This is a genomic window from Amycolatopsis sp. NBC_01488 (assembly GCF_036227105.1).
Classification (GTDB): Bacteria; Actinomycetota; Actinomycetes; order Mycobacteriales; family Pseudonocardiaceae; genus Amycolatopsis.
The window spans coordinates 7,880,915-7,901,863 of the sequence record NZ_CP109434.1; the positions used below are offsets into that span (position 1 = coordinate 7,880,915).

The window sequence follows — 20,949 nt, forward strand, 5'->3', positions numbered from 1 at the left end:
TCCGTCCGGGAGCGCTCCCAATCACGAGGGAGTGACCCGCGAAGGGGGAGCGCATGAGGGTGATCCGAAGACGGCTGGCGTTCGCCGTCGCCGTCGTCCTGCTCGTCCTGACCGGCGGCTGCGGCCCCGGCACGCCCGAGCACATCACGCTCACCCTGGCGACGTTCGGCGAGTTCGGCTACGACGACCTGATCCCCGGCTACGAGTTCACCCACCCCGGCACCACCATCCGCCAGGTGAAGACCGAGCAGGGCGGCCCGTACCACCAGGACCTGCTGGCCAAGCTGCAGAGCGGACAGGGCCTCGCGGACGTCCAGGCCGTCGAAGAGGGCCACCTGGCCGACATTCTGGCGCAGTCCGGGAAGTTCACCGACCTGGCCGAGGCGGGCCCGCCCGACGTGAAACCCGGGCGCTGGCTCGAATGGAAGTACGAGGCGGGCCGCAGCAAGGACGGCAAGCTCGTCGGCTACGGCACGGACATCGGCCCGCTGGCCATGTGCTACCGCAAGGACCTGCTCGAGGCGGCCGGGCTGCCGGCCGACCCCGGCTCGGTCAAGACGATGTTCGCGACCTGGGACAGCTACTTCGAGGCCGGCCAGAAGTACGTCAAGCGCTCGAAGGGCAAGGCCTGGTTCGACTCGGCGGCGCAGAACTTCAACGCCATGGTCAACCAGCTGCCCGTCGGCTACCTCGACCGCCAAGACCACTCGACGCTCGAGACGAACACCGCCCTCCGCGCCGCCTGGGACCAGGTCACCACCGCCGTGAAGCAGGGGCAGTCGGCCGGGCTCACCGCGTTCGCCGAGGACGGCAACAACGGCCTGCGCGTCGGCGCCTTCGCGACGAAGGTCTGTCCATCGTGGATGCTCGGCGTCATCGAGCAGCAGGCCGGGCTGGGCAACGCCGGCAAGTGGGCGATCACCGACGCGTTCCCGGACGGCGGCGGCAACTGGGGCGGCTCCTACCTCACCGTGCCGGCCGCGAGCGAGCACCCGAAGGAGGCCGCCGCGCTCGCCGCCTGGCTGACCGCGCCCGAGCAGCAGCTGCACGCGTTCCGGGTGAGCGGGAACTTCCCCAGCCAGGTCGACGCGTTCACCTCGCCCGACCTGCTCAGCGAGATGAACGGCTACTTCGGCGGCGCGCTGAGCGGCCAGGTCTTCGTCGCCCAGGCCCAGAAGGTCGGGAAACCGCAGTACAAGGGCCCGGGCGACGGCAAGATCCAGGAGACGGTGGTCGCGCCCGCGCTCAAGGCGGTCGAGCACGGTGCCGACCCGGCCGCCGTCTGGCAGCAGGTGCTCATCGGGGTGCACCAGGTGGTGCCCTGACGGGCGGCGCGCCGGATCTTGTTCAGGGCAGGACACCCGCGACTCCTGTCAATGGTCTGAACCACGGTGAACTGGACCAGCGGGTGGCGAGGTTTCCGCCGCACCCCGCCTGCTGCTCGCGGGCGGCGTCGCGCCGACCGCCCCACCGGCGACAACTTCTCCGCGAATGGGTGGACCCGGGCCGGACGGCGGCTGCGCGGCACCGCCCGGCCCGGGAGCCTGCTACTGCACCGCCGGGTAGGCGTTCTGGACGAGCTCTTCGAACTGGGCCTCGAACCACTTGCCGGACAGCGGCGCGTTCGGCAGGGCGCCGGTCAGGTTGCCGCCGTTGGCCTGCTGGCTGCCGTGGAAGGTCGGGTCGCACATCTGGTCGAAACCCTTGCCTTCGTCGTTCGGGATCTGCGAGCTCGCGCCGTCGGACTCACCCGGCGGCTTGATCCAGACGTAGGCGTCGAAGTGCGCCGCCGGTGACGCCGTCGGGCGCACGCCCAGCCCGGCTCCGCTCTGGTTGCACCAGTTGCCGCGGTGCAGCCGCCGGTCGATCCGGCCGGAGTTGACGTAGGCGTCCACAGTGGACCCCGACGCGCCGCTCGGCCGGGCCGCGCCGCCCCAGCCGTTGCGCGAGGTGTCGACCAGCATGCCGATCCCGCTGGGCAGCCCCGCGGAGACGAACGCGTTGTACATCGCCGTGGCGAACGGGATCTCGGCGAAGTACGGGTTCCACTGGTAGAACGTCGCCGACTTGAGCTGCTGCCCGCCGACGGTCAGGTTCGGGTCCGGCAGGTTCGGCTCGGTGAGCGGGGTGTAGTTCGCCGTGTCGCTGATGAAGCCGTCGATGCTGTTCACCCCGGCCGTCGTGCCCTGCAGGGTCTGCTTGACCAGGTTGACGAACGGGCCGAAGTTGCTGTCCCAGCCCAGCCACGCCGAGTGCGCGATGTCGAGGTAGTTGTAGACGTTCGAAATCGCGTGGAGCTTGTTCAGCGCGTACTGGATACCCTGGGTGTACGCCCCGCTCGACTGCGCTTCGGCGCACTTCGCCGTCGCGGTGTTGGTGATCAGGTTGGGCAGCGAGTCCGGTTCGACGATCGCGACGACCCGCAGCGGTGCGTACTTGGCGTCGGACAGGATCGAGGCGATCGGGTCGATGTACTCGCTCTTGTACCGGGCCAGGCCGTTCTGCGCGACCTGCAGTTCGCCGTTGGACGCCAGCGCCGCGCAGTCGCGGTTGGGCAGGTCGTAGACGACGATCTGGATCGTCACCGGCGTCCCGCCGCTCGCCTGGGCCAGCGCGGCGTCGAGGTGGCCGCGCAGGCCGCGGGCGCTCGACGTGCCCTCGATCGCCGCGATCCGGTCGAGCCACACCGCCGTCGAGGTGTTCGCCACCTTGGCCATCTGGGCGCCGAGCGTGCCGCCCTTGGCCGCGGCCGCGGTGGACACCTCCGACGACCAGTCGGGGTTCACGTACCCCTTCGCGCCGGCGTACGGGTTGTCCACGTGCGTCCCGGGCTGGGTCGGCGTGGTCGGGACCGTCGGGGTCGTGGGCGTGGTCGGGGTGGTCGGGGTGGTCGGCGTGGTGGTCGGGCCGCCCGTGCTGCCGTCGCAGACGACGCCGTTCAGCGTGAACGACGTGGGGACGGCGTTCGTGCCGGAGTACGAGCCGTTGAAGCCGAAGCTGGCCGTCGCGTTCGACCCGAGCGCGCCGCCCCACGACGGGTTCTTCGCGCTCACGTGCTTGCCGGTCTGGCTGAACGTGGCGCTCCAGCCCTGCTGGACCTGCTGGTTGCCGGCGAAGTCCCACTGGACGTCCCAGCTCGAGACGGCGTCGCCGAGGTTGGTCACCGCGACGTTCGCGGTGAACCCGGTGTCCCACTGGTTGACGGTGTAGGTCACCTTGCAGCCGGTGGCGGCGGTCGCCGGGCTGCCGCCGGCCACCACCAGGCCGGCCACGACGGCCGCGGCCGTCACCGAGGACGCCACGGCGAGCCGTGACTTCCTCTTCGCGGACCAGAAATCACTCTTCATCGAGTGTGCTCCTTCGTGTTGTCGGGTCAGGAGGTGCAGGGGGTGGCCCCGACGGCGAACCCGCCGGGACTGCCGGTGGCCGAGCCGGTCGCCTGGAAGCCGATCGACGTCGACGCGCCGCCGGCCAGGTCGGGCGCCCACGTCGGCGCCTTGGCGCTCGCCTGCTGCCCGGACTGGGTGACGGTGGCGCCCCAGCCGCCGGTGATCTGCGTCCCCGCAGGCACGGTCCAGCCGAGCGTCCAGGTCTTCAGCGGCGTGGTGCCGGTGTTCTTGAGCGTGACGGAGGCGACGAACCCGCCCTGCCACGCGTTGTCGACGTGGTAGGCGACCGCGCAGCTCACCGCGGGCGGCGGATCGGTCGTCCCGCCACCGCCGCCGACCGGCGGGATCAGGTACGGCTGCAGGATGGCCTGCTTGGCCTGGTTGACCGTGGTCCAGTCGTCGTTGAGGATGCCGCCGGTGTCCCCCGAGTTGGGGTTCCACGACCAGTAGGTGAAGCTCATGCCGGTCGGTCCGGTGCCCGCGTACTTCAGCAGCTCCTGCAGCCAGACCTTGTCGCGCGGGTCGGCGAGCGTGGTGCCGAACTCGCCGAGCAGCACCGGCGCGATGTTCTGCTTCTGCAGGTAGCCGAAGAAGTGGTCCCAGAGCGCCGGCAGGTTCGCCGGGAACGACGGGTCGGAGAACCACGGCTGGGCGAACACCGACGTCGCGTACTCGTGCGCGGAGTAGACCAGCTTGTCCGGTTTGGACAGTCGCACCGGGAACTGGCGCGCGCCGGAGAGGTTGCCGCCCCACCAGCCGCACTGCGGGTCGCCGGTGCCGGCGACGCAGTCGACGCCCTCGACGATGACCAGCCAGTCGGGATTGGCCGCGAGGACGGCGTTCCCGCCGCGTTCGGCGGCCAGCCGCCAGTCGGTCGCGGTGTCGCCGCAGCCCCAGCACGCGCCGCCGCCACCCTGGATCGAGTGGGGCTCGTTGTGCAGGTCGGCGCCGATCACCGTGGGGTTGCCCTTGTAGTGCTGGGCGAGCATCGTCCAGTCGGACAGCCACCGGCTCTCCGGATACGCGCTGGTGTACCAGAGCGGGGACTGCGCACCGGAGTCCGGGCGGTGCTGGTCGAGGACGACGCGCATGCCCTTGGTGCCCGCGTAGGCGATGATCTTGTCCAGTACCTGGAGCCCGGAAAGCCCTTGCAGATCGGGATTCTGGACGGCGTCGATGCTGTTCGGCGTGACGCCGGGGTCGAACAGCTGGTTGGAATACGGCAGCCGCAGCGTGTTGTAGCCGAGGCTCGCCATCTGGTCGAGCATGTCCTTGTAGTTGCGGCTCCACAGGCCGTGGGGCGCGTAGTTGCCGGTTTCGGCACCGAACCAGTTGACGCCGGTCATCCGCACGGGCGCACCGGTGGCGTCGACCAGCTGGGAACCGACAGCGTGCCAATAGCCGGTTCCGGTGCCGGATGCCGCGGGAGCCGCGGTGGCCGGGGACGCCGTGAGAACGGCGCCCCCGACCAGTGCGGCGACCGCGAGTGCGAGCAGTCGCTTCATCGAGAACCTTTCAGCCGAACAGGACGACGTGCGCGGCGAACGCCGTGGCGATCTCCGACTGCGCCCAGAACCGGTGGTAGGTGAACGTCGGCGCGGCGCCACCGTCCAGGTAGGCCTGGACCTTCGGCCACTGCGGGTCGCTCTTGTAGAACGACCGGATCGACTCGAACGTGGAGCTGGAGTTGATCGCGTCGCCGTTCGGCATCGTGCCGGTCCAGCCCGAGGGCACGTAGAGCCCCTGGTCCGTGGTGGCGTTGTAGGCGTCGTCGAACCGGTTGTAGTCCGTCCGGGTCTCCGGCACCGCGATGCCCTTGCTGTCGGTGTTCGCCGAGAGCGCGGTCAGCAGCTGCTCGCCCACGGTCTTCGCCTGGGCGTTGTTCGAGCCGGACGCGTAGTAGAGCAGCGTCTTGGCCAGCGAGGCCGCGACCCCGACGTCCTGGCTGTAGTTCTTCACCGTGACGTGCAGGCCGGTGTTCGAGCCGGGGCTGGTGGCGTTCCAGGTGTCCGGCGCGCCGCTCCAGCCGAGGTCGGACGGGATCTGGAAGCTCCCGCCGGCCCCGACCGTGGTGTTGGCGATGGCCCACGGGACCCACTTGTCGAGGATCTTCTTCGCCCGGGCGTCGCCGGTCGCCTGGTAGTACTCGGCGATCCGTTCCATGCCCCAGGTCTGGAAGCCGAACCACTGGTTGCTCGGCGGGTCGTGCCAGACCGGCTGCTGGTCGTAGAACATCCCGTAGAACGTCGGCGTGCCGGCCGGCGGGGTGCCGTACTGGCCGTCCCAGCTGTTGGTCGCGCCGCCGGCGAGGCCGCCTTCGGACGACTGGAGCCACTGCAGGAACTCCAGCTGCCGCCCGAGGCTGGTCGCCCAGTCGCTCGCGCCGGTCGCCGAAGTGACCTTCAGCCCCGGATCCGTCGACAGCGCGTACGCCGCCAGCGGATTCTGGTAGCCCTGGTGCGCCGCGCCGTCTCCGATGCGCCACGCCCACGCGCTGCCGGTGTCGAGCGAGCCGCCCCACGCGTAGTACCACGAGATCAGGTAGTGCTCGCTGTCCTTGCCGGTGCCGGCGGCACAGCTCGACGCGCCGACGCAGTTGCCGATCTTCTTGAAGTACTTGTCGAACAGCGAGTACCGCAGGTAGTCGCCCATCTTCGACGCCTTCTTCACCACGGCCGCGACGTCGGCGCTCTTGCCCTGCGCCTGAGCCCACTTCTCGGCCTGGAAGGCCACCTGCACGGCGCGGGCGTCCGCGTCTGGCGCGTCGGTGTACTTCCACTGCTTCGCGTACGACGAGTCGCCGGTGAACAGGTCGAGGTAGCCGTTCTTGCCGCCGAACTTCATCGTGTCGCAGCTGGGCTGGGTGACGGTTTCCCAGACCGACTCCTGGGAGCCGCGCTGGAAGGTGTTGATGAATGCGGGCGCGGTGTTCGTGCCGTCCTCGCAGTGGCCGAACCCGTAGATGTTGTCCACGTCGAGCAGCCAGTGCATGCCGTAGACGTCCGCCGAGCCGTAGGCCGCCTTGAGCTCCGCCGCGATCGGGTCGCTGCCGACGGAGACGCCGGTCTGCAGCTGCGACGGATAGGACTTCGGGCTCGGGTACTCGGCCGCGTAGGTCGCCGGCTTGCTCGCGTTGTAGCCGCTGTTGGTCGGCTGGTCGGCCGTCGACGGGATCGCGTACGTCTCGATCGACGTCCAGGCCTGGTTGAACGGCGCCCAGTCCCCGGTGATCCGGCCGTAGGACGCTTCGAGCCAGAGGTAGTAGCTGAACGCCTCCGACGTCGTCTCGTGGCCGTAGTCCGGTGCCTCGACCATCAGCGTCTCGATCGAGTGGTAGGGCACCAGAATGTTCCCGAACTTGCGGAAGTAGCCGTTGTTCGGGTCCTTGATCTTGTTGTACTGGGTCAGGAACGCGAGCTGGTAGTCCGATGTGGACGACGAGATCTCGTTCACCGTGACGGTGGCCGCGGTGTAGCCGCCACTGCTCGCGGTGAAGGTGGCGCTGCCCAGCGCCCCGCCGTTGTCGGCGCTGGTCACCGTGACGTTCTGCGGGGTGTTCCAGTTCGCCGTCGTGAAGGTGAGGCTCGCCGGGGTCGCCGTCAGGTCGGTGCTGCCCGCCGTGCGTGCCACGGCGACGGTGACCGGGGCGGTCGGCGCGCCGGCGAGGGTGACGGCGAAGGTCGCCGTCCCGCCCTGCTTGACCTGCGTGGTCGCCGGGGACGCGACGATCGTGGGTCCGGAAAGGACCTTCACGCTCACCGGGCTCGACGTCGTCGACGCGTTCTTGTTGTCATACGCCTTGGCCGTGATCGCGTACGTCCCGGCGGGGACGTTCGCCCAGCTGCCTTCGAACGGCGCGGCGGTGTCGGTGGCCAGCAGCGTGTCGCCGGCGTAGAACTCGACCTTGCTGATCGTGCCGTCGGCGTCGGCGGCCGTGGCGGCGAGCGGGATGGTGGCCGGGGCGTAGTAGGTGCCGGTCGAGGCCGGCGAGGTCAGGCTGACGGTGGGGGCTTTGTTGGCGCCGGTGCAGGCGCTGCCGTTGACGGAGAAGTCGGTCGGCGGGCGGTTGGCGGACCCCTTCGAGCCGTTGAAGCCGAACGACGTGCTCGCCCCGGTGCCGAGGTGGCCGTTGTAGGAGAGGTTCGTCGCGGTGACCGCGGCGCCGGTCTGGGCGAAGCTGGCGCTCCAGCCCTGCTGGACCTTCTGGCCGTCGAGGAACGTCCAGCCGACCTGCCAGCTGTCGAGCGGCGCGCCGTCGTTGCGCAGCGAGACGCTGGCGGTGAACCCGGTGTCCCAGTCGTTGGTGGTGTAGGTGACGGAACAGGCGACGTCGGCGCCGAGCGCCGGGGGTGGGGCGACCAGCGCGGCGGCGGCGGTGACCATGGCCGTGACCAGGGCCAGCGCGCGGGCGCGCGGCAGGCGCGTTCGGCGCCATCGGTGCATCCGGGGAGAGGAACGCATGGCTGCGGAACTCCTTTGTCCGTAGGGAGCCAGCGATCTGGGAGCGCTTCCAGGCGCAGACGGTAGCCAGCCGGAAACCTGGATGTAAAGAATCGAGTCAGAAGGACACCGCGGCTGCGGATGTCACAGCAACGCTCCCCGCTCGGTCCCACTCACTGAACGCTCCTGAACAGCCGCCGCCGATCGTCGCCACCTCACTCGAACGGCCCAGTGACATGGTCACGCAGAGTGCCGAGCGAACGCCGTTTAGGGCCGAAGGCGTGCACCTCAGCCGGGACCGCTCCCAGCCACCGGCGCCCCACGCCGTGTCGACCCTCCAGGCACGCGTGTCGACCGTTCCGGCACGGAGTTCAGCGGCCCGGCCGTGCGGCAGAGGTCGGCACGCGTGCTCGGCGGGCCGACACGGCGTCAGCTCGAGGCGCGGACCGCCAGGGAGACCGGGAGGATCTGCTGCCGCGGCTTGAGGCTCTGGTCGTCGAGCAGCTGCAGCATCGTCTCGACCATCGCGTGGATCTGCTCGCGCGGGTCCTGGTGGACCGACGTCAGGGGCGGGTCCATGGCCGGAGCCAGGGTCGCGTTGTCGTCGAAGCTGACCACCGCGACGTCCTCGGGGATGCGGCGGCCCGCGGCGTCCAGGGTGCGCAGCGCGCCCACCGCCATCATGTCGCTCGCGACGAACACCGCGTCGAGGTCCGGGTGGCGGGCCAGCAGCGCGGACATCGCGTTCGCGCCGCCGGACAGCGTGAAGTCGGCCTCTTCGGCCAGGTCGGTAGGGTCGAGCCCGGCGTCCAGGAGGGTCTTGCGCCAGCCGGCGAGCCGGTCGATCGGGGCGCTCTGGTCCTGCGGCCCGGCGATGGTGCCGATCCGCCGCCGCCCGGCCGCGACCAGGTGCTCGACCGCCAGCCGGGCGCCGCCCTCGTTGTCGAAGTCGACGACGTGCACGCCGCGGCGGATGCCGGCCGCCTGGCCGCCGAACACCACCGGGATGCGCAGCAGCCGCAGCGCCTTGGGCAGCGGGTCGGCCCGGTGCGGCGCGAACACGAGCGCGCCGTCGACGTGCCCGCCTTCGAGGAACCGGACGGTCCGGCTCAGGTCCTCGCGGATGTCGCTGAAGATCAGCACCATCTGCCGGCCGACGTCGGCGAGCTCGCGGTAGCCGGCGCGCATGACGGCGGCGCGGTACGGGTCGTCGAGCAGCCGGGACTCCGGCTCCGACAGCACCACGGCGACGGCCCCGGTGCGGCGGGTGACCAGCGAGCGGGCCGCCTGGTTCGGGGAATAGCCCAGGTCGCGGGCCGCGGCGTGGACCTTCTCGCGCGCCGCCGCGCTGACGTACGCGTCGTCGTTCAGCGCGCGTGACGCCGTCGACCGCGACACGCCGGCGAACGCCGCGACGTCCTCCAGTGTCGGCCGCTCTTCATCCCCTGCTCGAGGCCCCACGCCTACCGCCCTCGCTCCCTCAACCACCCGGACGTCGACAGCTTAACCGGCACGCGGGCGTGAAGTCCGGGAGCGCTCCTCGCAGGAAACACTCCGGTCACGACCCCTTGACACCGGTGGGGGCCCCCAGCAGACTCGGCGGCACCTGGGAGCGCTCCCAGTCCGGCTCCCAGCAGTGAGAGCGCTCATTCCCGTCAACAAGGTGGTTGAACACGTGAGAACGATCCGGAACGGCCTGGTCCTCGCACTGGGCATCACGATGACGGCGCTCGGCGCCTCGGCCTGCGGTAGCGGCGGTGACCAGACGCCGGCCGCGGCGGGCCCGAACGAGCACGTCGACCTGACGCTGTCGACGTTCACCGAGTTCGGCTACGAGGCACTCATCCCGGAATACGAGCGGCTGCACCCGAACATCAAGATCACCCACCGCAAGACCGGCCAGGGCGGCCCGTACCACCAGGACCTCATCACCAAGCTGGCCGCCGGCTCGGGTCTGGCCGACGTCGCCGCGGTGGAGGAGGGCCACCTCTCCGACGTCCTCGACAAGGGCTCGAAGTTCAACGACCTCAGCAAGATCGGCCCCGCCGACGCCTCCCCGGACCGCTGGCTCGGCTGGAAGTACGACGCCGCGAAGACCAAGGACGGCAAGGTCATCGGCTACGGCACCGACATCGGCCCGCTGGCCATGTGCTACCGCAAGGACATGTTCGCCGCGGCCGGCCTGCCGACCGACCCCGACCAGGTCAAGCCGCTGTTCGCCACCTGGGACAGCTACTTCGCCGCCGGCGCGGACTACTCGAAGAAGACCGGCAAGGCCTGGTTCGACTCGGCCTCGCAGAACTTCAACGCCATGGTCAACCAGCTCCCGACCGGCTACCTCGGCACCGACGACAAGCTCGCCCTCGAGGGCAACCAGGGCATCAAGGACGCCTGGACCAAGGTCACCGACGCCGTGGCCAAGGGCGAGTCGGCCAAGCTCACTGCGTTCAGCAACGAGTGGAACACCGGGTTCAAGCAGGGCGCGTTCGCCACGAAGGTGTGCCCGTCGTGGATGCTCGGCGTGATCAAGGAGCAGGCCGGCCCGGAGAACGCCGGCAAGTGGGCGGTCACCGCGGCCTTCCCCGGTGGCGGCGGCAACTGGGGCGGCTCGTACCTGACCGTGCCGACGCAGTCGAAGCACCCGAAGGAGGCCGCCGAGCTGGCCGCCTGGCTGACCGCTCCGGAGCAGCAGATCAAGGCGTTCCAGGCGAAGGGCAACTTCCCCAGCCAGGTCAAGGCGCTGACCGACCCCGCGCTGCTGAGCCAGACCGACGCCTACTTCGGCGGCGCGAAGGTCGGCGAGCTGTTCGCCGAGCAGGCCAAGAAGGTCCAGAAGGCGCAGTACAAGGGCCCGGGCGACGGCCAGATCCAGGAGAACGCGGCCAGCCCTGCCCTGCAGGCGGTCGAACAGGGCAAGTCGGCGGCGGACGGCTGGCAGCAACTGGTCGACTCGGCGAAGAAGATCACCCGCTGACCTCATGACCGTCATCGACAAGGTCGCGCCGGAAGGGAGTAAGGCCGGGGAGCGCACGTCTCCCCGGCCCACCTTCCGGCACAAGCTGAGCCGGTGGGACGTCAAGGTATCGCCGTACCTCTACGTCGCGCCGTTCTTCATCGTGTTCGGGATCGTCGGGCTGTTCCCGCTGCTGTACACGGCGTACGTCTCGCTGTTCAAGTGGAAGGCCGGATCCGACGACCCCGACTTCATCGGCCTCGACAACTACAAGGAGCTCTTCGGCGACGCCCAGTTCTGGAACGCGCTGACCAACACGATCAGCATCTTCCTGCTCTCCAGCGTCCCGCAGATCATCATCGCGGTGCTGCTGGCGGCGCTGCTCGGCGCCCGGCTGCGCGGCGCGACCGGCTGGCGCGTCGGCATCCTGCTGCCGTACGCGGCCAGCCTCGTCGCCATCGGCATCATCTTCGCCAACCTGTTCGGCCCCAGATACGGGCTGATCAACGGCGTCCTGCAGACGATCGGGCTGGACCCGGTCGACTGGCAGGCCAGCCGCATCGGCAGCCACATCGCCATCGCGATCATGGTGAACTGGCGCTGGACCGGGTACAACGCCCTGATCGTGCTGGCGGCCATGCAGGCCATCCCGAAGGAGCTGCACGAGGCGGCGCTGATCGACGGCGCGGGCACGTGGCGCCGGTTCTTCCACGTCACCCTGCCGCTGCTCAAGCCGACGCTGGTCTTCGTGGTCATCACCTCGACGATCGGCGGCCTGCAGATCTTCACCGAGCCCAAGCTCTTCGACGCCCTGCCCGGGTCGAACAACGGCGGCTCGACCAACCAGTTCCAGACCGTGACGCTGTACCTGTACCAGTCGGCGTTCGAGAACTACAACCTCGGCTACGCCTCGGCGATCGCCTGGGTCCTGTTCGTGATCATCGTGCTCATCGCGCTGGTGAACTTCTTCCTCACCGGCCGGCTGGCGCGCACCCCGGCGGTGAAGAAGAAATGACAACTGTCCAGAGTGGACTCCGCAGGTCCGTCGCCACGCTCGGAAAGCCGCGCAAGGCGACGTACGTCGTGCTGGCGGTCTTCGTGCTCGGCTCGCTGTTCCCGTTCTACTGGTCGTTCCTGGTGGCCAGCCGGGACAACGGGATGCTCACCGAGCGCATCCCGCCGTTCCTGCCCGGCGGCAACTTCTTCGCCAACGCCTCCCGGGTGTTCGACTCCGTGCCGTTCTGGAAGGCGCTGGGCAACAGCGTCATCGTGTCCGGCACGGTCACCCTGACCACGGTCCTGTTCTCGTCGCTGGCCGGGTTCGCCTTCGCGAAACTGCGGTTCAAGGGCCGCAACGGGCTGTTCGTGTTCATCGTGGTGACCCTCGCGGTGCCCACCCAGCTGGGGATCATCCCGCTGTTCATCGCCATGTCGGAGCTCGGCTGGGCCGGCCACCTCGAGGCGGTGATCGTGCCCAACCTGGTCACCGCGTTCGGCGTCTTCTGGATGCGCCAGTACACAGTGGACGCCCTGCCGTACGAGCTGATCGAGGCCGCGCGCGTCGACGGCTGCAGCATGATCCGGATCTTCTGGAACGTCTGCCTGCCCGCCGTGCGCCCGGCCGCGGCGATCCTGGCGATGTTCACGTTCATGATGTCCTGGAACGACTTCCTGTGGCCGCTGGTCGTCCTGGACGCGGGCAACCCGACCGTCCAGGTCGCGCTGGAGAAGCTCCAGAGCGGCTACTACGTCGACTACTCGCTGGTGCTGGCCGGCACGACCCTGGCCACCATCCCGATCCTCATCGTCTTCGTCCTCCTCGGCCGCCAGATCGTGGCCGGGATCATGCAAGGTGCCGTGAAAGGGTGACCATGTCCGTACATCCCGACAGCGTTCGGGCGGAGACAGCGCTGATGTTCCCGCCCGGCTTCGTCTGGGGCGCCGCCACCGCGGCGTTCCAGGTGGAAGGGGCCACCACGGCCGACGGTCGCACCGACTCGGTCTGGGACGTCTTCGCACGCCGTCCGGGCGCGGTCGTGGGCGGCGACACCGGCGACCCGGCCGCCGACCACTACCGCCGGTACGCCGAGGACGTCGCCCTGATGCGCCGGCTCGGCCTCGGCGCCTACCGCTTCTCGCTGGCCTGGCCCCGCGTCCGGCCGGACGGCGGTGCCCCCAACGCCGCCGGGCTCGCGTTCTACGACCGGCTGGTCGACTGCCTGCTGGAAGCCGGGATCCAGCCGTGGGCGACGCTCTACCACTGGGACCTGCCCCAGACGCTCGAAGAGCAGGGCGGCTGGACCAACCGGGACACCGCGTACCGCTTCGCCGAGTACACCGAGACGGTGCTGGCCCGCCTCGGTGACCGCGTCGCGAGCTGGTCGACGCTGAACGAGCCGTGGTGCGCGGCGATGCTCGGCTACGCGGGCGGCATCCACGCGCCCGGCCGCACCGACCACCCCGCCGCCGTCGCCGCGACGCACCACCTGCTGCTCGGGCACGGGCTGGCGATGGACATCATCCGCAGGCACGCGCCGGGCACCCCGGCGGGGATCACGCTGAACCTGTACCCGGTGGCCCCGCACGACCCGGCGAACGTCAGCGACGTCGCCGCGGCCCGGCGGATCGACGGCCTGCAGAACCGGCTGTTCCTCGACCCGGTCCTGCGCGGCGGCTACCCGGACGACCTGGTCGCCGACCTCGCGCCGTTCGGGCTCGGCGACGTCGTCCGCGAGGACGACGCGGCGGTCATCGCGGCGCACGTCGACTGGCTGGGCGTGAACTACTACCGCGACTACCGGGTGGCGGGCCGCCCGGTGCCGGGCAGCGAGCCGGCGGGCCCGGAGTGGGTCGGCGCGGGTGACGTCCACTTCGTCCCGGACCCGGCGGCGCCGCGGACGGACTCGGGCTGGGAGGTCCAGCCGGCCGGCCTGACGGAGTCCCTGCTGCAGGTCCACCGCGGCTACCGCCAGGTTCCGCTGTACATCACGGAGAACGGCGCGGCCTACCCGGACGTCGTCGCGGACGGCGGTGACATCGTCGACACGGACCGCGTGGCGTTCCTCGACTCGCACCTGCGAGCGGCGCACGACGCGCTGGCGGCCGGGGTCGACCTGCGGGGGTACTTCTACTGGTCGCTGCTGGACAACTTCGAGTGGGCCGAGGGGTACGCGAAGCGGTTCGGCCTGATCCACGTCGACTACGCCACGCAGGTCCGGACGCCCAAGCGGAGTGCGCACTGGTATTCCGGGGTGATCGGGGCGAACGGCCTCGGCTGAGGCGGGGCGAGGGGTGCGGCCGGGCCCGAGGGATCCGGGCCCGGCCGCCACGGGCGTGCATTCCGCGGCCGCCGTTGCCAGACTGGCCGGTATGGGACTGCGCAGCGAAGCTTGGTTCAACAACCCCGCCGACCCCGGAATGACCGCCCTCTACCTCGAGCGGTACCTGAACTGGGGCCTCACCCGCGAAGAGCTCCAGTCCGGCAAGCCCGTCATCGGCATCGCCCAGACCGGGTCCGACCTCTCCCCCTGCAACCGGCACCACCTGCAGCTCGCCGACCGGACCCGGGAAGGCATCCGCGAAGCCGGCGGGATCGCCATCGAGTTCCCCGTGCACCCCATCCAGGAGACCGGCAAGCGCCCGACCGCCGCACTGGACCGCAACCTCGCCTACCTCGGACTGGTCGAGACGCTCTACGGCTACCCGATCGACGGCGTCGTCCTCACCACCGGCTGCGACAAGACCACGCCCGCGTGCCTGATGGCCGCCGCCACCGTCGACCTCCCCGCCATCGTGCTGTCCGGCGGTCCCATGCTCAACGGCTGGCACGACGGCGAGCGCACCGGGTCCGGGACCATCGTCTGGAAGGCCCGCGAGCTGCTCGCCGCCGGGGAGATCGACGACGCCGGGTTCATGGAGCTCGTCGCGTCGTCCGCACCGTCGCCCGGGCACTGCAACACCATGGGCACCGCCTCGACGATGAACGCGCTCGCCGAAGCGCTCGGCATGAGCCTGCCCGGCTGCGCGGCCATCCCGGCGCCGCACCGCGACCGGGCGCGGATGGCCTACCGCACCGGGCTGCGGATCGTCGAGATGGTGCGCGAGGACCTCAAGCCGTCGGACATCCTGACGCGCGAAGCGTTCGAGAACGCCATCGTCGTCAGCTCGGCCATCGGCGGCTCGACGAACGCGCCGATCCACATCGGCGCGATCGCCCGGCACATCGGCGTCGACCTGCCCCTCGAAGACTGGCAGCGGCTCGGCCATGCCGTCCCCCTGCTGGTCGACCTCCAGCCGGCCGGCAAGTACCTCGGCGAGGAGTTCCACCGCGCGGGCGGCGTCCCGGCCGTGGTGCACGAGCTGATGCGCCACCACCTGATCCACGAAGACGCCCGCACGGTCAACGGCACCACGATCGGCGACAACTGCCGCGACGCGGAGGCCGGCGACCGGGACGTCATCCGCACCTTCGGCACCGCCCTCATCGAAGACGCCGGTTTCCTGGTCCTCCGGGGCAACCTGTTCGACGCGGCGATCATGAAGTCCAGCGTGATCTCGCCGGAGTTCCGCCGCCGGTACCTGGCCGGCGGCGTCTACGAGGGCAACGCGGTCGTCTTCGACGGCCCGGAGGACTACCACGCCCGCATCGACGACCCGGACCTCGGCGTCGACGAGTATTCGCTGCTCGTCATGCGCGGCACCGGCCCGCTCGGCTACCCGGGCGCGGCCGAGGTGGTGAACATGCGGCCGCCGGCGGCGCTGATCAAGCGGGGCATCCGCGAGCTGCCGTGCCTGGGTGACGGCCGTCAGTCCGGTACGTCCGGATCGCCGTCGATCCTCAACGCCTCCCCCGAAGCCGCGGCGGGCGGCGGGCTCGCGGTGCTGCGGACCGGCGACCGGGTGCGGATCGACCTCGCTGCCGGCAAGGCCGACGTCCTCGTGCCGGACGAAGAGCTCGCGCTGCGCCACAAGGAACTGGCGGAGGCGGGCGGGTACCCGGTCCCGGAGGCCCAGACGCCGTGGCAGGAGATCCAGCGGTCGATGGTCGACCAGCTCTGCGACGGCATGGTCCTGCGCCCGGCGGTGGCCTACCAGCGGATCGCGAAGACGAAGGGCATCCCCCGCCACAACCACTGAGTTCCGGCCGGAAGTGCCGCTTCGAACGGGCGCGGAGCGGGTATCCCAGCGGTAGCCGAGGCGAGGAGGCCCATCATGCTGCCGGAGCGAGAACGCCACGCGCTGCGCGAGATCGAGGCGGAGCTGCAGGCGAGCGACCCCGCGTTCGCCGCTGCGTTCGACGGCCGCTCCCTGCGGGAGGCCAAGCGGTGGCACCTGCTGCTCCTGCTCTGCGACATCACGGCGGGCGTCATGCTCGTCGTCGGTCTCTTCGCCCGCGACGCCGGGCTCGTGCTCTGGGGCACGGTCGGCGGCGGCGGGCTCGTGGCGTGGCACATCGCCCGCGCCGAGACGAACCGCAAGCCCACTCCCGACGGCACGAACCCGGCCGCCGACTCGCACTGAGCCGGCCGGCCGGGTGTCCGGTCCGGACTATCCGGCCGCCTTCGCCGCACCGGCCACCGCTTCCGCCATCGCCGGCACCAGCGCCTCGTCGAACACGCTCGGCACGATGTGCTCCGCGTCCAGGTCTTCGCCCACCACGTCCGCCAGTGCGCGTGCCGCCGCCAGCAGCATCTCCCCGGTGACCCGCGGCGCGCCCGAGTCGAGCAGGCCGCGGAACATCCCCGGGAAGGCCAGCACGTTGTTGATCTGGTTGGGGAAGTCGCTGCGGCCGGTGGCGACGATCTCCGCGTGCTCGCGCGCCGCGTCCGGATCGACCTCGGGGTCCGGGTTGGCCAGCGCGAACACGATCGCGCGGTCGGCCATCGCGGCGACGTCGCCCGGCTCGAGGAGGCCGCCCGCGCTGACGCCGACGAACACGTCCGCGTCGCGCAGCGCGTCCTGCACGCTGCCGGTGGTGGCGGCCGCGTTGGTGTTGTCCGCCAGCCAGTGCTTCTCCCCCACCAGGTCCCGGTCCGGGTGCAGCACGCCTTCGCTGTCGCAGACGACGATCCCTTCGGACCGGTAGCCCGCGCGCAGCAGCAGCCGGGCGATCGCGCTGCCCGCCGCGCCCGCTCCGGCGATGACGACCGACGTGCCCGCCGGCTCGCGGCCGGTCAGGTTCAGCGCGTTGTGCAGGGCGCCGAGCACGACGACGGCCGTGCCGTGCTGGTCGTCGTGGAACACCGGGATGTCCAGCTCGTCGTGCAGCCGGCGTTCGACGGTGAAGCACCGCGGCGCGGCGATGTCCTCGAGGTTGATCGCGCCGAACGACGTCGCCAGGTCCCGGACCGTGCGGACGAGGTCGTCGGGTTCGCGGCTGACCGGGCAGATCGGCCACGCGTCGACGTCGGCGAACCGCTTGAGCAGCGCCGCCTTGCCCTCCATCACCGGCAGCGCGGCGGCCGGGCCCCGGTCACCGAGCCCGAGCAGGGCGGACCCGTCGGACACGATGGCGACGGAGTTGCCCTTGACGGTCTCGCGCGCGAGCACCGACGGGTCGTCCGCGACCCGCTTCGCCTGGTCCGCGACGCCCGGCGTGTAGTGCTCGGCCAGGTCGTCGGGCGTGTCGAGGGCGACGCGGGCAGCGACTTCGACTTTTCCTCGGCTCCGTGTCATGCGTGCGGGTTACCCGACGCGCGCGCGGCGGAACCGCGAGTTTAACCGGCCGCGGGACGGGGGAACTCCGGCACATGCCCGATTCCCCCGGCGCGGAGCCGCCGGACAGCACAGATCTCGACGCGCTGCGGTCGGCCGCGGCCGGGTGTCGCGGATGCTCGCTCTACCGGGACGCGACGCAGACCGTTTTCGGGGAAGGTACGAAGAAAGCGAAGATCCTGGTCGTCGGCGAGCAGCCGGGCGACCAGGAGGATCTCGCGGGCGAGCCGTTCGTCGGACCCGCCGGGAAGCTCCTGGAGCGCGCCTTCGACGAGGCCGGTTTCGACCGGAAGACGCTGTACGTCACCAACGCGGTCAAGCACTTCAAGTTCAAGCGCGACGAGCGCGGCAAGCGGCGCATCCACCAGAAGCCCGGCCGCACGGAGGTGGTCGCCTGCCGGCCGTGGCTGCTGGCGGAGCTGCGCGCGGTGCGCCCGGAACTGGTGCTGCTCCTGGGCGCGACGGCCGCGCAGTCGGTGCTGGGGGCCAAGTTCCGGCTCACCGCGCACCGCGGGGAACTCGTCGAGGCGCCCGAAGACGTGGCCGAACTGGTGCCGTCGGCGGTCGCGACGGTGCACCCGTCGGCGGTCCTGCGCGCCCCGGACCGCGACGAGGCTTACGCGGCTTTCGTCGCCGATCTGCGGGCGGCAGGCAAGACCCTCAAGTGAGCTGCTTCAGCGCCGCCTCCGCCGAGGCCGCGTGCGCGTCGAGGTCCCGCCACGGGTCGTCCTTGCGCGCCACGCGCTGCTTCTCCTTGGCCAGGCTCCAGCCGGCCGGCTCCGCCTTGCCCAGCTCCCGCCAGTCCAGCGGGGTCGCGGCCGCCGCGCCGGGACGGGCGCGCAGCGAATACGGCGCGACGAACGTCTGCGCGTAGCCGTTGCGGTTGGCGTCCAGGAAGATCCGGTCGCCGCGCTTGTCCTTGCGCTGGGCCGTCGTCAGGCGGTCCGGGTCGTCCGCGGCGACGGCGTCGGCCAGCGCGCGGGACAGCTCCAGCACGACCTCGGTGTCCGACTTCGCGTCCAGCGGCGCGAGCACGTGGAAGCCGCGGCCGCCGGTCGCCTGGACGAACGGCGTCAGCCCGGCCCGCTCGTAGTGGTCACGGATCCGCCGCGCGACCGCGCGCAGCTCGGCGACCGGCGTGCCGTCCGGCGGGTCGAGGTCGAGCACCAGCCGGTCCGGCCGCTCCGGCGCGTCCACTGTGGACAGCCAGACGTGGAACTCCAGGGTGCCCTGCCGCGCCAGGTAGTCGAGCGTTTCGGCGTCTTCGCAGACCACGTAGTCGTCCGTGCCGCCACCGCGCCGGGGGACGCTCTCGACGCGGATCGAGTCCGGGAAGTGCTCCCCCGGGTGCTTCTGGAACCAGCCCTGCCCGTCGATGCCGTCGGGGAACCGACGCAGCGTCAGCGGGCGGCCGCGCAGGTGCGGCAGCAGCACGCCGGCGACCGCGCGGTAGTACTCGACGACGTCGCCCTTCGTCAGCCCGTCGCCGGGGTAGAACACCTTGTCCGCATGGGAAATATCGGTCATGCCCGCTCCCGCACGACGTCCGCCGCCTTCTTGTCCTCGCGCAGCCCGGCGAACCGCGGGTGCCGCAGCCGCCCGTCGCGCGTCCATTCGGAAAAGTCGATCTGGGCGACCAGATCCGGCCGGACCCAGTGCGCGTCTTTCTCCTTCACCGGCCCGGAGAACGGCGACCGCGCCGTCTCACGCGCCCGCAGCTGCGCGTGCAGCGACGCGAGGAGCTTCTCGTCGAAGCCGGTGCCGACCTTGCCGGCGTACTTCAGGCCGCCGTCCTCGTGGTAGCCGAGCAGCAGCGCGCCGAAGCCGTGCCGCGCGCCCTGGGGGTCGGTGAACCCGCCGATGACCAACTCCTGGCCCTGGGCGCACTTGAACTTCAGCCAGTCGGGTGACCGCCCGTGGTGGTACGGCGCGTCCGCCCGCTTCGCGATGACGCCTTCCCAGCCGCGCCGGCAGGCCTCCGCGTAGAACTTCTCGCCTTCGGTGTTGCGGTGCGACGACAGCCGCAGCGGGTCTTCGAAGTCGAACGCGTCGCGCAGCAACGCCTTCCGCTGCCGCAGCGGCAGCCCGGTCGTGTCGTGGTCGTCGTAGTAGAGCAGGTCGAACAGGTAGTAGTAGACGCGGACGCCGGTGGCCCGGGCGCGGGCCGGGTCGCTCACGTGGATCCGTGGCTGGAGCGCGGCGAAGCTGGTGTTGGCGCCGTCGAACGCCACGATCTCGCCGTCGGCCACGAACCGCGGGCCGCCCTGCGCCGCCAGTGCCTCGACGAGCTCGGGGTAGGCGTTGTCCATCACCTTGTGGTTGCGCGAGTAGAGCGTCGGCGCGCCGGAGTCGCGCACGCAGATCGCCCGGACGCCGTCCAGCTTGCGCTCGTAGATCCAGTCCTCGTCGGAGAACCGGCGGCCGGTGAGCGTGGCCAGAGTCGGTTCGCGCCAGCCGGGACCGGTCACGACGCCTTCAGCGCCTTCTCCAGCTCGGCGCGCGTCATCTTCGACCGGCCCGGCACGCCCTGCTCGCGGGCCAGCTTGTCGAGGTCGGCCTTCGACAGCTCGCCGAGGTCCGGCTTGGGCTTCTTCTTGTTCTTGCCACCGCCGCCCTTGCGGTTCTTGACACTGCGCGACAGCGCCTCGAAGAGATCGACCACGTCGGCCGAGGGCTCCGGCTCCTCTTCGTGCGCGATCTCCTTGCCCTGCTTCTTGGCCTTGATCAGCTCCTCGACCCGCTCGGCGTACTCGTCGCGGTACTCCTCGGGCTTCCACGGCGCGGTCATCTCGTCGACCAGCGCGAGCGCCATGTCGAGCTCCTTGGGCCGCGGCTTCGGGAGACTGGGCAGCCCGCCCATGACGTCCTTCGGCTTCCGCAGGTCCGCGACGAAGTGCAGGGTGTTGAGCACCATGACGTCTTCGCCGGCGCGGATCGCGCAGAGGTACTCCTTGCCGCGCAGGACGAACTTCGCGACCCCGGCCTTCTCGCTGCGGTCCATCGCCTGCAGCAGCAGGCCGTACGCCTTGGCGAAGTCCTCCTTCGCCGGCTTGAGCCAGTACGTGCGGTCGTAGAACCACGGGTCGATCTCGTCGAGCTCGACGAACTGCTCGATGTCGATCCGCCGGGACCGCTCGGGGGCGATCTCGTCCAGCTCGTCGGGCTCGACGAGCACGTGGTCGCCGCCGCCGAGGTCGTAGCCCTTGACGATCTCGTCCTGGGTCACCTCGTCGCCGGTCCGCTCGTTGACCCGCCGGTTGCGGATCCGGTCCGACGTCCCGCGCTCGAACTGGTGGAAGTGGATCGTGTGGTCCGCCACCGCCGGGTACAGCTCCACCGGAACGGTGACCAGCCCCAGGCTCAGCGCGCCGCTCCACACCGGTCTGGCCATGTCTCGACCTCCTCACCAGCAGCGATACCCGCCGGGCCGGTGCGCGAAACGCGGCGTCGTAG

16 protein-coding genes are annotated in these 20,949 nt (G+C 70.7%); 8 read left to right on the top strand and 8 right to left on the bottom strand.

What is annotated here, in order from left to right; translation table 11 throughout:
* Positions 1 to 53: 53 nt before the first annotated feature.
* Entirely contained in the window at positions 54 to 1,325 is a 1,272-nt protein-coding gene (locus tag OG738_RS36980; RefSeq protein WP_329047975.1) for an ABC transporter substrate-binding protein, read from the top strand.
* Positions 1,326 to 1,547: 222 nt separating this feature from the next.
* On the opposite strand, the gene OG738_RS36985 is transcribed toward OG738_RS36980, so the two are convergent.
* From OG738_RS36985 to OG738_RS37000, 4 genes are all read right to left on the bottom strand, one after another.
* Positions 1,548 to 3,347 (bottom strand): glycoside hydrolase family 6 protein, encoded by a 1,800-nt coding sequence (locus tag OG738_RS36985; protein WP_329047976.1) that lies wholly within the window; start codon positions 3,345 to 3,347, stop codon positions 1,548 to 1,550.
* 26 nt (positions 3,348 to 3,373) lie between these two features.
* Complete coding sequence (locus tag OG738_RS36990; protein WP_329047978.1) at positions 3,374 to 4,894, bottom strand: cellulase family glycosylhydrolase; 1,521 nt, start codon at positions 4,892 to 4,894, stop codon at positions 3,374 to 3,376.
* Between the two features lie 10 nt (positions 4,895 to 4,904).
* The gene (locus OG738_RS36995) at positions 4,905 to 7,850 is read right to left on the bottom strand and encodes a glycoside hydrolase family 48 protein (RefSeq protein ID WP_329047980.1); all 2,946 of its coding nucleotides are present in this window, start codon (positions 7,848 to 7,850) and stop codon (positions 4,905 to 4,907) included.
* A gap of 408 nt (positions 7,851 to 8,258) precedes the next feature.
* A complete protein-coding gene (locus OG738_RS37000) occupies positions 8,259 to 9,254 on the bottom strand; it encodes a LacI family DNA-binding transcriptional regulator (RefSeq protein ID WP_329056948.1) in 996 nt (331 codons plus the stop codon).
* 250 nt (positions 9,255 to 9,504) lie between these two features.
* Here OG738_RS37000 and OG738_RS37005 point away from each other — a divergent pair, with 250 nt between their 5' ends.
* From OG738_RS37005 to OG738_RS37030, 6 genes are all read left to right on the top strand, one after another.
* Positions 9,505 to 10,803 (top strand): ABC transporter substrate-binding protein, encoded by a 1,299-nt coding sequence (locus OG738_RS37005; protein WP_329047982.1) that lies wholly within the window; start codon positions 9,505 to 9,507, stop codon positions 10,801 to 10,803.
* Positions 10,804 to 10,807: 4 nt separating this feature from the next.
* Positions 10,808 to 11,797, top strand: coding sequence for a carbohydrate ABC transporter permease (locus OG738_RS37010; protein ID WP_329047983.1), 990 nt, complete (start codon positions 10,808 to 10,810; stop codon positions 11,795 to 11,797).
* A complete protein-coding gene (locus OG738_RS37015; RefSeq protein ID WP_329047985.1) occupies positions 11,794 to 12,651 on the top strand; it encodes a carbohydrate ABC transporter permease in 858 nt (285 codons plus the stop codon). Before OG738_RS37010 ends, OG738_RS37015 begins: the two co-directional genes overlap by 4 nt.
* Complete coding sequence (locus OG738_RS37020; protein WP_329047986.1) at positions 12,648 to 14,060, top strand: GH1 family beta-glucosidase; 1,413 nt, start codon at positions 12,648 to 12,650, stop codon at positions 14,058 to 14,060. Before OG738_RS37015 ends, OG738_RS37020 begins: the two co-directional genes overlap by 4 nt.
* 91 nt (positions 14,061 to 14,151) lie before the next feature.
* On the top strand, positions 14,152 to 15,918 hold the full coding sequence (locus OG738_RS37025) for an IlvD/Edd family dehydratase (RefSeq protein WP_329047987.1): 1,767 nt from the start codon (positions 14,152 to 14,154) through the stop codon (positions 15,916 to 15,918).
* 75 nt (positions 15,919 to 15,993) lie between these two features.
* Positions 15,994 to 16,302: a DUF3040 domain-containing protein gene (locus OG738_RS37030; RefSeq protein WP_329047989.1), complete on the top strand. Its 309-nt coding sequence runs from the start codon at positions 15,994 to 15,996 to the stop codon at positions 16,300 to 16,302.
* A gap of 27 nt (positions 16,303 to 16,329) precedes the next feature.
* Here the strand turns inward: OG738_RS37030 and OG738_RS37035 are convergent, their stop codons facing one another.
* Positions 16,330 to 17,457 (bottom strand): NAD(P)-dependent malic enzyme, encoded by a 1,128-nt coding sequence (locus tag OG738_RS37035; RefSeq protein ID WP_329047991.1) that lies wholly within the window; start codon positions 17,455 to 17,457, stop codon positions 16,330 to 16,332.
* 74 nt (positions 17,458 to 17,531) lie between these two features.
* Here OG738_RS37035 and OG738_RS37040 point away from each other — a divergent pair, with 74 nt between their 5' ends.
* Positions 17,532 to 18,164 (top strand): UdgX family uracil-DNA binding protein, encoded by a 633-nt coding sequence (locus OG738_RS37040; RefSeq protein ID WP_329047992.1) that lies wholly within the window; start codon positions 17,532 to 17,534, stop codon positions 18,162 to 18,164.
* Here OG738_RS37040 and ligD (OG738_RS37045) read toward each other — a convergent pair.
* The 3 genes from ligD (OG738_RS37045) to ku are packed head-to-tail and all read right to left on the bottom strand — an operon-like array spanning position 18,157 to position 20,887.
* Complete coding sequence (gene ligD / locus OG738_RS37045) at positions 18,157 to 19,023, bottom strand: non-homologous end-joining DNA ligase (RefSeq protein WP_329047994.1); 867 nt, start codon at positions 19,021 to 19,023, stop codon at positions 18,157 to 18,159. The genes OG738_RS37040 and ligD (OG738_RS37045) overlap by 8 nt on opposite strands.
* Positions 19,020 to 19,964: a non-homologous end-joining DNA ligase gene (gene ligD, locus OG738_RS37050; protein WP_329047996.1), complete on the bottom strand. Its 945-nt coding sequence runs from the start codon at positions 19,962 to 19,964 to the stop codon at positions 19,020 to 19,022. The genes ligD (OG738_RS37045) and ligD (OG738_RS37050) overlap by 4 nt, the downstream gene beginning before the upstream one ends.
* The gene (gene ku, locus OG738_RS37055) at positions 19,961 to 20,887 is read right to left on the bottom strand and encodes a non-homologous end joining protein Ku (RefSeq protein WP_329047998.1); all 927 of its coding nucleotides are present in this window, start codon (positions 20,885 to 20,887) and stop codon (positions 19,961 to 19,963) included. The genes ligD (OG738_RS37050) and ku overlap by 4 nt, the downstream gene beginning before the upstream one ends.
* Positions 20,888 to 20,949: the final 62 nt, after the last annotated feature.